Raw genomic sequence first — 14,462 nt, forward strand, 5'->3', positions numbered from 1 at the left:
TTATTGTCACATTTTTCCCTAACGGATGAAACAATATCGCATACTAAACAACTCGCTCGGATGGCTGATGTTTGTAATCGCAGCCGTCACCTATCTGCTCACACTCGAGCCCACCGCGAGCTACTGGGACTGCCCAGAATTCATATCACAAGGTTATAAACTTGAAATCGGACACCCGCCGGGCAACCCGATATTCATGCTTGCCGCACGATTCTTCGTCAACTTCGCACCCGACGCCCAGCATGTGGCAATAGCAGTCAACACAATGTCGGCGTTATTGAGCGCAGGCACCATCCTGTTGCTCTTCTGGACCATCACCCACCTTGTCAAGAGGCTGATTGTCAATGATGATGCGACAAAGGTGTCACTCACCCAGATGCTTGCCATATTCGGTTCAGGTGTATGCGGTGCGCTTGTATATACTTGGAGCGACACCTTCTGGTTCTCGGCCGTAGAGGGTGAGGTTTACGCCTTTTCATCGTTCTGTACCGCCTTGGTGTTTTGGCTCATCCTCAAGTGGGAAAACAGGGCCGACCAGCCTCACAGCGACCGTTACCTCGTACTCATTGCCTACGTAATCGGCATATCGATTGCCGTGCACCTGCTCAACCTGCTCTGTATTCCGGCAATCGTGCTTGTGTTCTACTATAAGAAATTCAAGAACCCCGACGGCAAGGGCTCGCTCATTGCACTGCTCGTGTCGTTTGTAATCGTGGCACTGATTCTCTACGGACTCGTTCCCGGATTCATCGAGATGGCACAGTATTGCGAGCTGTTGTTTGTCAACGTATTCGGAATGGGCTACAACAGCGGAGCATTGGCCTACACCATCATTGCATTGGGCATGATGATATGGGCTGTCTATGAGCTTTACCGTCAGCGCAATGAGAAGCTGATGAAGCTATCATTCTTCCTTGCGGTATTCCTGTCGGGTATAACCTTCATCGGCGACGGGTGGTTGATTCCCGTAGTGCTGCTCGGCGCTTTGCTCTACTACCTGTTTGTCTATCTCAAGAAGATACCCGTGCGCATCTTCAATGTGATATTGTTGAGCATAACGGTAATCTTCATCGGCTACTCCTCCTATGCGTTGCTGCTCATACGTTCATCGGCCAACACGCCCATGAATCAGAATGCGCCCGACAACGTATTCGACCTCAGCTCCTATCTTAACCGAGAGCAGTATGGCGACCGTCCGCTGCTTTACGGCAACACATTCAATTCGGGCATAGTCTACGAAGTCGATGCCTCAGGCCAGCCCAAGGCCATGAAGGAAGAGGGTAAGGTACTCTACGGCAAGAGCGTAAAGACATCGCCCGACGACCCCGACCGTTACGAAGTGATCGGTCACAAGAGTGAGTATGTCATGACTCCCGAGCTCAACATGCTATTCCCGCGAATGTATGACGGAAAATATGCAGGCGCCTACAAGGACTGGACCGGAATGAAGGGCAAGCCCGTTACGGTGACAACCGCTGTCGACCAGAACGGAAATCCCTATCCCGGCAATCAGCAGACCCGCATAAAGCCTACATTCCTGGAAAACCTTCAGTTCTTCTTCAACTACCAGCTCAACCACATGTACTGGCGTTACTTCCTGTGGAACTTTGCAGGACGACAGAACGACATACAGGGTAACGGTGAGGTGACCCACGGTAACTGGATATCGGGCATCCCCTTCATCGACAATCCCCGCCTCGGCGACCAGTCGCTGCTTCCCGAACCCCTCGGCAAGGGCAACAAGGGACACAACGTGTTCTATATGCTGCCGCTTCTGCTCGGTATAATAGGAATCGGCTGGCAGTCATTCACTTCAAAGCGTGGCATCGAGCAATTCTGGGTGGTTGCATTCCTCTTCTTCATGACCGGAATAGCCATCGTGCTTTACCTGAACCAGACACCCAACCAGCCCCGTGAGCGTGACTACGCATTTGCCGGATCGTTCTACGCATTTGCAATATGGGTGGGCATGGGAGTCGCCGGTATATGGCGACTGATTGTCAACGCCGTTGAATCCAAGAAAAAGCGTCCGGCGGCTTCGACTGTTGATTCGGAGGAAACTCCCTCACAGCGCCGCACCGGCATAATAGCCGTGTCGATTGCATGCCTTATAGGCTTGATTGTTCCGTTACAGATGGTGTCGCAGACTTGGGACGACCACGACCGTTCGGGACGATATGCGGCACGTGACTTCGGTATGAATTACCTGTCAAGCGTCGAGCCAAACGGTATCATATTCACCAACGGCGACAATGATACATTCCCCTTGTGGTATGCCCAGGAAGTCGAGGGATTCCGCACCGATGTAAGAGTCGTAAACCTCTCCTACCTGACAACCGACTGGTATGTCAACCAGATGAAGTATCCGACCTATGACGCTGCGGCAATCGACATGATGGCTACGCCCGACAAATATGCCCACGACAAGCGACAATTCAACTACTTCCTCACTCCCGACACCGCCAAGGTAAACGCCCTGTCGGCGTTGAAGGCTCTCTATTCCGATGATTCCAACAAGAATTCATGGGGATTGTCGGAGTTCCGCTACCCCAACATGTACATTCCCGTCGACAAGGAAGCCGTAGTAAAGGAGGGTAGGGTGAGCGAAGATGAAGCAGCCGCTGTTGAGGAATACATTGATGTGAATCTTAGCGATGTGCCCGACGGAGGACTTTCGCTTAGCAATGTCATATCACTCGACATGATCGCCACCAATGCCGCAAACGGATGGAAACGACCCATCTACTTTGCGATGACTATTCCCGACGACTACTATCTCAACTTGTCGCCCTACATGCGCTCGACCGGAATGGCCTACGAAGTTGGTCCGATAAAGAACCACGACTTCGACGGCTACACAATCGATGTAAACACCGACAAAGCCTATGACAATGTCGTGAACAAATTCCGTTGGGGAGGCATCGACAAAGCCAAGAGCGCCGACGACATATATCTCGACGAAACGGTAAGGCGCATGGTGACGACAACCCGCAGCACCATACTACGACTTGCAACCTCGCTCTACAACGAAGGAGTGGGAGCCGAGATATATCTCAACAACGACAGCGCGTCGATGGATGAGGCTCAGCGTGAAAAGATTCACAAATTCATTGTCGATCGTTACACCAAGGCTCAGAACGTTCTCGACCTCATGACCGAGAAACTCCCTGAATATACCTCGCCCTACGGCATACAGATAGGCGCTCAGGTTGCCGATCTCTACGACAGGCTCGGACTTGTCATGGATCGAAAGGACGACATTGAAAAAGCTCAGGAAATCCTGTTGCACGAGATAGAGCTCTATACAGGCTACATACTCTACTTCCAAAGCCTGTCGCCCGCACAGTACTCTACGCTCCCGCGCGACGACCGTTACATCAACGACACCTACTATCTGCAGCTGCTTCAGCAATATGCCGAGGCCGGAGGCGATGCCGAGTCGTTGATGAAGGATCTTCAGGCTCGCGGAGTCAACTTCTCGCGCTATCTGCGCGCAGCCGAAGAGGCTCTTCCCCAATCAATTGACGAGAATCTATAAACGCGTCACTGATACATGTTTATCGAACAACCGCCATTGCTCTACCGCATTCTGTTTCCCGAAGCGGTGTGGCGCATAAAGCGTAAGAAACGCAAGGTGGTATACCTTACATTCGACGACGGCCCGATACCCGAGGTAACTCCTTGGGTATTGGACCTCCTCGATTATTACGGTATAAAGGCAACATTCTTCCTTGTAGGCGATAACGTTAAGCGCAATCCGCATCTGCTTGAAGAGATAAAGAAGCGCGGACACAGCTGGGGCAACCACACTATGAACCATCTGCAAGGTTTCAAGGTGCAGACACCGCGTTATCTCCGCAACATCAAGGAGGCCGACGACCTCATCGACAGTCCCCTCTACAGGCCGCCTCACGGCATAATGCGCTGGGGACAGGCCAAGGTCATCAAGGAGCATTTCAACATCATCATGTATGACCTTGTGTCACGCGACTACTCCAAGAAACTCAACGGCGAGCAGGTGCTGAAGAACATAAAGCGTTTTGCCCGCAACGGTTCCATTATTGTTTTTCACGACTCACTGAAGGCCGAGCGCAACCTGCGTTACGCACTGCCCCGCGCCATCGAGTGGCTTAAGGAGCAGGGCTATGAGTTCAGGGCCATCGATATGTAAGGACGACCTCATCGACGAGGCCCGCCGACTCGGCATAACCGACATAGGCATCGCAGCGGCCGAGCCTGTCGACCCCGAAACCATGTCACGCTATAGTCAATGGATTGCCGAGGGATGTCACGGCACCATGTCCTATCTTGAACGTTATCCCGATCTTCGCGCCGACCCGCGATTGATTCTTCCTGAAGCACGAAGCATAATAACAGCAGCATTCAACTACTATCCTGCACAATTCAGGCAGCCCGACAATCTGCGTTTTGCCTACTACGCCTACGGCCGTGACTACCACGAAGTGGTGCGCGAACGCTTGTCACGCCTTGCCGATTATGTGACGCAGCTCACCGGAGCGGCCACACGCGTGTGTGTCGACACCGCCCCGGTGCTTGAGCGTTATTGGGCCATAAAGTCGGGCCTTGGATTCAAGGGGCTGAATTCGCTGCTTATCCTGCCCTCTCGCGGCTCCTACTTCTTTCTTGGGGAAATCCTCACCACTGCCGAGATAACGCCTACAGAGCCTTGTAACAGGCGTTGTGGCGACTGTGGGGCTTGTCAGCGTGCATGTCCTGCCGGAGCAATCAGAGGCGACGGCACCATCGACGCGTCACGATGCCTCTCCTATCTCACCATCGAGTATCGCGGCGAGCTTCCCGACAGTGTGGATCTCGGCAACCGCATATACGGCTGCGACACCTGCCAGAGAGTGTGTCCCCACAACCGCAAGAGCCGTCCCACTGAAATTGAGGATTTCACTCCGTCACCCGAATTTCTCGCCCTCGACCGCGACGAAATTGCCAACCTAACGCCCGAGCGTTTCAATGCGCTGTTCAGGCACTCGGCCATAAAGCGCACGAAACTTTCAGGGCTGTTGCGCAACCTCAACCGGTTGTCGCCCGACAATCAAAATCTTACCTGAACCGAAGCCAACACGTTGCGCGGCCTTATACGGTAGACATATTCGCTTTGCGACAATGTGCCATAGCTCATGTAACGGTAACTGCGCTCATCAAGCAGATTGGATGCGGTGAGCGATAAGCGTGTCCGTCCGGTAATCTGCCACACAACCGATGCGTCAAACAGCACCAGATTGGAGTGATTGCCCTCGGCAAACCGCGTGTAATAGTGCTCACATCCCGCTGTAAACATCCAGTAATCATTAGGCACCACCGTCAACGACAGCGAGTGGTTGAACGAATTTACGTGACTTGACGGCTCTTCCTCGACGGCGAAACTGTTGTGCTGTCCGTGCATGTCGTAGGCCATCGACAGCCATCGCACGATGTTGCCTTTTACATAGGGATTCACCGACACAAACCATTGCTTGTACGGGACCTTGCCACCTTCGCGCATTGTTGCCGATGTGACATGGTTCGTCGAGGCATCGATGCCCACTACAAGCCGTCCGTGACCAATACCCTTGCTAAGACCGCCCGAAAGCGACATGATGCGGCTTGTGCAGGCCATAGGCGAGTAGGTCGACACTATAAAATCACCCATAAAAAGCTGATTGGACATAAAAGGCGCACGACTAAGCTGAAACGAGCCCGATATGTTGGCAAAAAAGGCCGACAACGGATTGCGGTAGTTGTAGGTTAGCGAGGCCGACGAACTGTTGGTATAACGCTCCATAGCCACCGCACGATAGATATTGCGGGAGTCGAGCATGAATGGCGTGTCGACAAACATTTCAGCTGAAGGCGACGACATTGCATAGGCCACCGAAGCCGAAAACTCCGATTTCGCCCCTATTTGCTTGCGCACCCACACCCGCGGCGACACATCTACAAAGTCACGATTGCCGGCTATACTGTAGTGACGCCACTTGACAGGCAGCCAAATCGACAGGTTGAACGACCTGTAATCGTAGTCGAGCTGCGGCGTGACATAGATACCCGACACAAAGGCATTATAGTGTCCGTCACCTTCCTCAGGCAACTCCCGGCCCGTAAGCGACGACTTAAGCCGGTGGTAGTTCAAGTCGACACCTCCCGAGGTATACAGTTTCCATCGCCCGAAAAAGCGTCCATACTTCACCTCGGTGGTGCTACGCACATCGGTTGTGTGTATCCATTGGTCGGCGTTAATCTCATCGCCCGTCACATTCAGCTCCTGCGGATTGTGGTTCACCGAGTTGCGCGACGACACTGTTATGAGCCGTTTGTCGTTGCGCTTTACAAGCCGAAGGTCGTCGACAACCGACAGCGTGCGACGCTTCACCCGTTGCCCGAGGCTGTAAGAGCCCGACACATCAGAGTCGGAGTTACGCCACAAGGCATCGGCCACAAGCTTGTTTTTCAGATAGTATCCGCTCTTGTTCACCTCCGAGTTGAGCTGCGCCGTGACATCATGGATTGATGTGCACAGCGACTTGTTCTGAACGAAGTCGGGTATGTCGCTGCTGAAATAATCGGTAGTCACTCCCGAGCCGTAATCGAGGCGATCGCCCGAATAATTGAGCTTAAGCCTCATCGATGTGTCGCCAGTGCGCCAGGCAGTTATGGCATTGGCAAGCATCGACAGGTTGTCGCGTGTGCGCTTGTCGGCAAGCGGAATGCTCACGGCATCGGCCGATATGTAGTCGCTCCATATATTTGCGTCGTAACTCCGGTCAAAAAGCATCTCATAATCATGCTCGATTATCTGTGTCGACGGGTCCCAGCCGGTATTGTCGACCTTAAGCGTAAACATATTCTGAATCTTGGAGGCAATGCGCATCGTAAAAAGCGATGCGTCATATAGCATCGGCGAAAATCCGGCGGCTCCCTGGGCTACGCCCACCCACTTTTGCCTGGCATCCTCCTTTAGCTTGAGGTTTATACCCGCCTGATCGGAAAACTCTATGTCATCGAGGGCCTTTATGGGTTGATGGTTTTCAAGCACCTCTACCGACTTCACGTCATCCTTCGACAGATTATTTGTCGCAAGCCCGTACTGGCCGCCGATGAAGTCGTTACCGTCGATGTAGAATTTGTTGATGGGCTTTCCGTTATACACGATTGTGCCGTCGTCGTCAACCTTTATTCCAGGCAGACGCTTTATGACATCTATTATGGCGTCATCCTGCTGCTTGGCAAACTTGTCGACATTGTAGACCAGCGTATCGCCTTTCTGGTATATGTCGGGGGCCTTTATTATCACATCGCGGAGCTGCGTTGCCTTGGGCGACATCTTCACCGACGCGAAGTCGTCGGTCACCTTCATCGACAACGTTTCGTAGCCCATGCAGCGAAATGTCACACTCACACCGCTCTTGACATTCAGCGTAAACGACCCGTCGGCCTTGGTCGATGAAAAGCTCACCGACTTCGACGCTTCATTTATCGACTGCACGACAACACCGGGCAGCGGCTCTCCGCTTTCGCTGTCGGTGACGGTGCCCCTGATTATCTCAGGCGCAGCCGTCATGACGGCGATTCCCAATAGCGTCGACAGAAATAGAGTGATATAACGCTTCATTTCTCCCTCCAGTCACGTTCTATATAATCGTAATCCAGCTCCATGGGATCGAAAGCTGTAAGATCGGGATTTCCGGCCTCGTCGGTCACGGTGACGGAGCCGCCGGTAGTCGTCTGATAATAGCTGAAAGGATTTGTATCATAGCGATGCAGCGTGTCGTAGAATTTCTTGCGTGTAGTGTTGTTGTAGGAAACATCGTACACCGTTATGTCACGCGACGAGTGTGAATTGATGCTTATGCACTCAAATGCGTACTCCCTGTTGGCATCGTGGGCGGCCATAATCAGTCCGGGAAGCCCGTGAAATTTCCATGGCCCGTCCATAACAGGTATCTCCACACAATAGTACACTATCCATTCACGGCCGCGGAACGAGCATCGGGCACCCTTGCACTCATAACCCAATACGGTGGTAACGCTGTCGACAAGCTCCCATTCAAACTCCGGAGCAGGCTCCTCATACTTGAACCAGTCGAGGCATATTTTCTCGGAATGGGTGAATTTACCCGCCGTGTAATCCTTCAAAATTATCATGGGTATGCCGTTGGCCAGCTTTTCAGCATTTGCAGCAATCTCATCGGGTGACATCGTATTGATGAGTGAATCGACATTCATGTTGGTGTAGCTTGAAAACTTTGACATCTCAGGAGAAATCTGAAGCATCATCTTGTCGCGGATGTCAAAGTTGTTGCCCACCGTGTCGACCTTATAGCAGAAGTCATAGATAAACTCCATGTTGTCGGTTGCAAGTGTCTTTGAATCCGGCACCCAGCTTTGAAGAATATTCAACTGACGGTGCAGCAACTTTGCATCGGCTATGTCAGGCAGCAATGTAATTGCACACAAAATCATAAAAAGAATCGTTCGTTTGATCATAACTCTTAATTGTTTTAAATTTCCGAAGGCAAAGTAACAAAGAGCAACCCCTATCAACCGAAAATAATCCTTATCCAATTATTGCACAATTATTACTAAATTATTACTCCACACGAAAAACGGCTTCCGACACCACACATAATCGATTGACAATACGTAAATTTGCCTATATGGAACGACGCATCAAAATAATATACATCATCACGATAGTATCAATCATCGCATTTCTGAGTATGCAAGCCTACTGGCTGAACTCACGCTACGAGTACTCCATAACGGAGTATTGTGCAGCCGTTAACGAAAAAATAATGACTGCGATAAAAGCATACCGAAATTACCAAAGTGAAAACAAGAACATCCCACCCGGTGACTATAGATATAATACAAGATACTCTCTGTCATACAACCGAGATATAAACAAATACGACTCTCCAAATAGCAAAATAGCCCACATAACCACCTACGTTTTTGATGCCCACAAGCTGCTTTCGATTCCACGTAACCGACAATTGACCAAAGAGCAAGAAGAGGAGGCCAACAATATCGCATTAAATAAAATCAAAGATCTTGATTATACCGATTGCACATTCGAGGTTAATAACGCACCGAAAGAGTCGGATATATGGGATGCCATGAGGGACTTTGAGCTTGAAGTATATTCGCCTTTCACGGCCGAGGGACTGGACTCGGTGCTGCAACGGGAGGATATAACGGCCCACATAACGGTTGCCACTCTCGACACGATGCTGTGGCAAAATAAGCTTGAACAACAAAAGTCATTCACATCGCCTCACATCAGGATAACGAGCCCCTTCAGCACCCTTGAAAAGAAGGTTGTGATAATTGACTACGACATTCCCGTGTCCAATGTAATAAAAATAATGATGGACACGTTGATTCTCAGCACCATCATATCGCTGCTGCTAATATTGTGTCTTATCTGGCAAATATCCACAATATTCAAGCAAAACCGCCTCGACAAGATGCGCAACGACTTCGTAAGCACGATGATTCACGAGCTGAAACGCCCCATAGCCACCTTGAAGATGTGTGTTTCGGGACTCAACAACCAACGCATGCTGGAAAACAGTGAAACACGCAATGAAATCCTCTCCGACAGCCGTGACGCACTCGACAGCCTGTCGGCCTATTTCACAAAACTGCGTGACATAACATTCAACAAAGTGGAGCAGATTCCGCTGAACGCAACCAGGTTCAGCCTGCGTGACATGCTTGAAGATGTAATTGCCAAGACCCACCTGCCGTCATATAAGTCGGTCGACATAAAAATCATTCCCGATGACGATGTGACGATAAAGGCCGACTTCATACACCTGTCAAACATCATGAGCAACCTTATCGAAAATTCCATAAAATATTCATCTGACAACGTGGAGATAGACATCGACTACCGCATTGCCGACAACATTGCGACAATATCAGTTACCGACAACGGATTCGGAATATCGGCCAAGGATATATCCCGCATATTCGACAAATATTACCGCGTGACATCACATAACGATGTACCCGGCATGGGACTCGGCCTTACCTACATAAAGATGCTCGTAGAGGCACATAACGGCACCATCAACGTGAGCAGCAAGCCCGGACAAGGCTCGACATTCACCATCACCATTCCTCAGGCATGAACAAACGACTCAACATATTGCTCGTCGATGACGACCTCAAAAACGCCATGTTGCTGAAGCGGTTTCTTGAAGCCGAAAACTACGGCGTCACCTATGCCAACAACGGCAGGGTAGGATGGGAGCTCTACTCATCGGAGAAACCCGACCTCATTCTGCTCGACATAAACATGCCCGAGATGAACGGTTTTGAGCTGGCCGCGCTGATAAGGGAGCACGACAAGCGCACTATAATATTTTTCCTGACCGACCGCACTGAAAAAGCCGACCGATTGAAAGGATTCAGCCTCAAAGGCAACGACTATATACCCAAGCCATTCTATCCCGAGGAGCTGATTGCCAAAATAGAGGAGCGCTTCAACGACGACACAATCGCCGACGAGCGCATATATCAGCTTGGCAACACCCTCTTCAACGTGTCGCAGTCATCACTCACCTACAACAATGAAACGACGGCCATATCGGTGCGACAGGCCGAAATCCTCGACATACTTGCCGCCAACAGCAACCACATTGTCAACCGCGACACAATACTTGAAAGCGTGTGGGGCGATGCCAGCTACTCCAACTCATTGGCTCTCAACGTTCAGATAACCTATCTGCGCCGACACATCACCGACCCCCTGCTCACCATCATCTCCATTAAAAAACGCGGCTACATCCTGCAGATCAAGCCGGCTTAGCAACCCTCAGTAATTTGGTTGGCGAGAGCATTCATGGTGAGGCACACGGGGCGTGTCAGCGGACCGGGAAGTCCGGCCGAGATGATGAGGAGGCGTCCTTCTTCGCACAGCCGGAACTCACGACCGGCGGGCTTATATCGCTCTTCCATAGGTTGACCGACGATGTGGATGAAGCGGGCGCCGACACTCTCGGCTTCGTCACGGATAGTCTTCTCCGATGCCGAGATAAATGGCGAAACAAGCACTCCGCCGTTGGAGCCGGTGTAAATCCACTTCTCACGGTTGAGCCGGCGCGTTTCAGGCGAGTCTTTGCGGTGGATAATTACCTGTTCCTTGAACGGGCAGTCGAGGAGCTGGAAGTTACCGTAGGCGTTATATGTGCTGTCGCCGATACGCAGGGCGTTGACGCGCCTGAAAAATTCGGGATGCTCGCGCCGAACCGCCATCCTCCGCGGATTTTCGCGAATGTACCGGTATATAGTGTCGAGCGACCGGGAGGGGCGAAGAATGCAATCATAAAAATCCTTTTCAAAAACCGTCAGCGCCTCTCCGCTAATCTGCCGGTAATCCTGATGGATTCGCACTTTCAGCATGCTTATATAGGCTCCGAGATGACGGCTGAGAGGGGCGGTTACAAAAATCAGCAGGTGGACATGATCCGGCATTATGCAATACTGAAGAACCCGCAAGGCACTGTCGAAGGAGCCCATTCGCCGGATATTTTTCTCTATGACCGCTCCCAGCCGGCTGCGCACAATGACCGAATCAGGGAAATGGCCGCACAGATGGCCAAAGACCGGAATTTCCCCGGCTTTACTGAGGGTTATGTGATAAATGCACCTTCCTTTATAATCATGTAAATAGCAGCGGCCCATAGATGATTTTTGTCTGATGTGAAGGAGGCTTGCCTCCGCCTGTCTGTCTCCGCTTGCTTGAAAAGAGGCTCACGGGAGCGGCGAGGTGACGCCCCACGACGAGCGGTCAAGGCTGCGGTAGCCGACGGCCTCGCGGATGTGGGAGGGAAGGATAGAGGGCGATGAGTCGAGGTCGGCGATTGTGCGTGCAACCTTGAGGATGCGGTCGTAGGCGCGGGCACTCATGTCGAAGCGTTCCATCGACTGCCGCAATATCTCAAGGCACTCATCGGTAAGCGCGGCATAGGTCTTAAGTAGGCGTGAGTTCATCTGTGCGTTACAATGAACACCCTTGCAATCCTTGAAACGAAGCTGCTGAATATGACGGGCTTTGACGACACGCGCCCTTATCGAAGCACTCGATTCACCGGCCGTGTCCGACGACATCTCCTTGAACGGAACCGGCATTATCTCCACCTGAATGTCGATACGGTCGAGCAGGGGACCCGAAATGCGATTCAAGTACTTCTGCACCGCTCCGGGCGGACATACACACACCTTTGTGGGATGATTATAGTAGCCGCAGGGGCATGGATTCATCGATGCCACAAGCATGAAACCCGCCGGATAGTCGACCTGATACTTGGCGCGTGATATCGATATGTGCCTGTCCTCAAGAGGCTGACGCATCACCTCAAGCACCTGTCGTGAAAATTCGGGAAATTCGTCAAGAAATAGCACTCCGTTATGAGCCAGGGAAATCTCTCCGGGCATGGGATTGGCACCTCCGCCCACAAGGGCCACCGGCGATATTGTGTGATGAGGCGATCGGAAAGGACGCTGCGTCATAAGCATGGATCCACGCTTAAGCTTGCCGGCAACCGAGTGTATCTTGGTGGTTTCAAGAGCTTCCTGAAGCGACAACGGAGGCATTATCGACGGCAACCGCTTGGCCATCATCGACTTTCCGGAACCCGGAGCGCCCACAAGCAGAATGTTGTGACCGCCGGCACACGCCACCTCAAATGCCCGCTTTACAAGTTGCTGCCCCTTGACTTCCGAGAAATCGAAGTCAAAGTCGGCAACTCCCTTGCTGAACTCCTCGCGGGTATTTATGACCGTAGGCTCAACCGACAGCAGGCCGTTGAAAAAATCGATTACCTGCGTGAGATTGTCGACACCGTACACATCAAGATTGTTGACCACGGCTGCCTCCGTGACATTGGCCTTGGGCACAATCATGCCCTTGAATCCCGCCTCACGCGCCTTTATGGCCATAGGCAGAGCCCCGCGTATAGGCAACACGCTGCCGTCAAGCGACAGCTCCCCCATTATCATGTATTGCGACAGACGGTCACCGTTGATCTGCTCCGAGGCGGCCAATATTCCCAATGCAATGGGCAGGTCATAGGCTGCACCCTCTTTCTTCACGTCGGCAGGCGACATGTTCACCAATACCGAACGCCGCGGAAAGTCACGCCCGCTGTGACGCATGGCGGCCACCACGCGCTGATAACTCTCCTTAACTGCAGTATCGGGAAGGCCCACAAGGTTAAATGACACGCCTATCTCAACCGACACCTCGATGGTGACGATTATAGCGTCAATGCCGTAAACGGCGGCTCCGTATGTCTTTACAAGCATTTTTCAGGTATAAAAAGTGAGGACATTCGCAAAGATAACGCGTTTTTTTGAAATTCATTAGGATGATTTCAAATTATTTTGTCCAAATACCTGAATTTTATATGTTTTAATGGCTCAACCGCTTGTTGACCGCCGACACCGCACGGCTCACCGAAGCTCCGCGATAAAGCTGCTTTCCGGTTGAATCGGCGACGATGAAGTAGGGCAGGCGCGGAATGTTTAGTTCGTCAAACACAGAATTGGCCACACCTCCCACGGCCCATACCTGAGGCCAGCCCACCGAATCCATGCGCGCTACATTTTTCCACGACAAGGTATCGGGAGTAAACGACACATCGACCAACTTGAACCGGCGGCGGGGATAACGGTCAAATGCCTTGCGCAAAGTGGATATTATAGTGTCACGGCCCGACTGTACAGTCGAAAAATAGAGCAACGAGCAGCTCGACCTCGAAGGTGAATAACGCTCCATCGAGTCGCCGTAGGAATAGAGCGAGAATGGACGCACCTTGACATTGAGGGCCGAATTGTTGACCTGGATAAGGAGTCGGCGATAATCGTCGACAAGCTTTTCGGGACGCGCCTTAGGCTCTATCAGTGAAAACAGAGAATCGGCCTGCGATTCATTGTCGATAGCGTCATATTGAGTCATCATCAGCAACGATGAAACGATGTTGTCCCTGTTGTCGACTACATACTTCTTTACCAATGCGTTGACTTCGGCAGGAGTTCCCGTCGACAGTACCTTTGAATTTTCATTAAGGAAGCGTCCCCACTGCTCGGTAGGCTTGTTGCCCTTTATTTTCATCGCATAGTAGTCATCGGGGTTGAAGCTGCACTCTATGGTCTGTCCGTTTTTAGCCAATACGCGCCCCACAAGCTCCTTGGTTGATGAAAATATCTCGACAACAGTGTAGTCGCTCGACACGCCGTCAATAACAAACTTACCGTCGATGGCCGTTGTCATGAATCGGTTTACGGAACCGTCGGCAACATACATGATGTAGACATGACGGGTACCGAGCCCGTCAATCGACCCGGTTATGCGAAATTGACTGTCATCACCGCATGAAGAAAGAATTAGCGATATGACCAAAACAATTAACAAATTGAAACGTTTCACCATAGTGACG

The 14,462-nt window shown here is 51.5% G+C and carries 10 protein-coding genes; 5 read left to right on the forward strand and 5 right to left on the reverse strand.

Translation table 11 applies throughout. The features are described from left to right. The first annotated feature begins 25 nt into the window (after positions 1-25). Genes E7746_RS12740 through queG form a run of 3 tightly spaced genes read left to right on the forward strand, consistent with a single transcriptional unit; the run spans position 26 to position 5,084 of the window. Entirely contained in the window at positions 26-3,538 is a 3,513-nt protein-coding gene (locus E7746_RS12740) for a protein O-mannosyl-transferase family (RefSeq protein ID WP_136411047.1), read from the forward strand. A gap of 15 nt (positions 3,539-3,553) precedes the next feature. Continuing rightward, a complete protein-coding gene (locus E7746_RS12745; protein ID WP_123394854.1) occupies positions 3,554-4,171 on the forward strand; it encodes a polysaccharide deacetylase family protein in 618 nt (205 codons plus the stop codon). Next, positions 4,146-5,084 carry a tRNA epoxyqueuosine(34) reductase QueG gene (gene queG, locus E7746_RS12750; protein ID WP_123394853.1) on the forward strand — a complete coding sequence of 313 codons (939 nt, stop codon included), beginning with the start codon at positions 4,146-4,148 and terminating at the stop codon, positions 5,082-5,084. The genes E7746_RS12745 and queG overlap by 26 nt, the downstream gene beginning before the upstream one ends. Here the strand turns inward: queG and E7746_RS12755 are convergent. Together E7746_RS12755 and E7746_RS12760 are read right to left on the reverse strand one after the other, a co-directional pair. After that, positions 5,069-7,624 (reverse strand): carboxypeptidase-like regulatory domain-containing protein, encoded by a 2,556-nt coding sequence (locus tag E7746_RS12755; RefSeq protein WP_136411048.1) that lies wholly within the window; start codon positions 7,622-7,624, stop codon positions 5,069-5,071. The two genes, queG and E7746_RS12755, sit on opposite strands and share 16 nt — an antisense overlap. After that, positions 7,621-8,475: a GLPGLI family protein gene (locus E7746_RS12760; protein WP_238337211.1), complete on the reverse strand. Its 855-nt coding sequence runs from the start codon at positions 8,473-8,475 to the stop codon at positions 7,621-7,623. The genes E7746_RS12755 and E7746_RS12760 overlap by 4 nt, the downstream gene beginning before the upstream one ends. 194 nt (positions 8,476-8,669) lie before the next feature. Between E7746_RS12760 and E7746_RS12765 the strand changes: the two genes are divergently transcribed. After that, positions 8,670-10,151, forward strand: a complete 1,482-nt coding sequence (locus tag E7746_RS12765) for a sensor histidine kinase (RefSeq protein ID WP_123394850.1) — start codon at positions 8,670-8,672, stop codon at positions 10,149-10,151. Then, complete coding sequence (locus tag E7746_RS12770; RefSeq protein WP_136411050.1) at positions 10,148-10,831, forward strand: response regulator transcription factor; 684 nt, start codon at positions 10,148-10,150, stop codon at positions 10,829-10,831. The genes E7746_RS12765 and E7746_RS12770 overlap by 4 nt, the downstream gene beginning before the upstream one ends. Here E7746_RS12770 and E7746_RS12775 read toward each other — a convergent pair. The 3 genes from E7746_RS12775 to E7746_RS12785 form a co-directional block, all read right to left on the reverse strand. Continuing rightward, positions 10,828-11,706 (reverse strand): transposase, encoded by an 879-nt coding sequence (locus tag E7746_RS12775; protein ID WP_136411051.1) that lies wholly within the window; start codon positions 11,704-11,706, stop codon positions 10,828-10,830. The two genes, E7746_RS12770 and E7746_RS12775, sit on opposite strands and share 4 nt — an antisense overlap. 69 nt (positions 11,707-11,775) lie before the next feature. Then, positions 11,776-13,329 (reverse strand): YifB family Mg chelatase-like AAA ATPase, encoded by a 1,554-nt coding sequence (locus E7746_RS12780; protein WP_123394847.1) that lies wholly within the window; start codon positions 13,327-13,329, stop codon positions 11,776-11,778. A 106-nt stretch (positions 13,330-13,435) separates the two neighbouring features. Continuing rightward, positions 13,436-14,425 carry a DUF4369 domain-containing protein gene (locus tag E7746_RS12785; RefSeq protein ID WP_168184391.1) on the reverse strand — a complete coding sequence of 330 codons (990 nt, stop codon included), beginning with the start codon at positions 14,423-14,425 and terminating at the stop codon, positions 13,436-13,438. Positions 14,426-14,462: the final 37 nt, after the last annotated feature.

Source organism: Muribaculum gordoncarteri (genome assembly GCF_004803695.1).
Classification (GTDB): domain Bacteria; phylum Bacteroidota; class Bacteroidia; order Bacteroidales; family Muribaculaceae; genus Muribaculum; species Muribaculum gordoncarteri.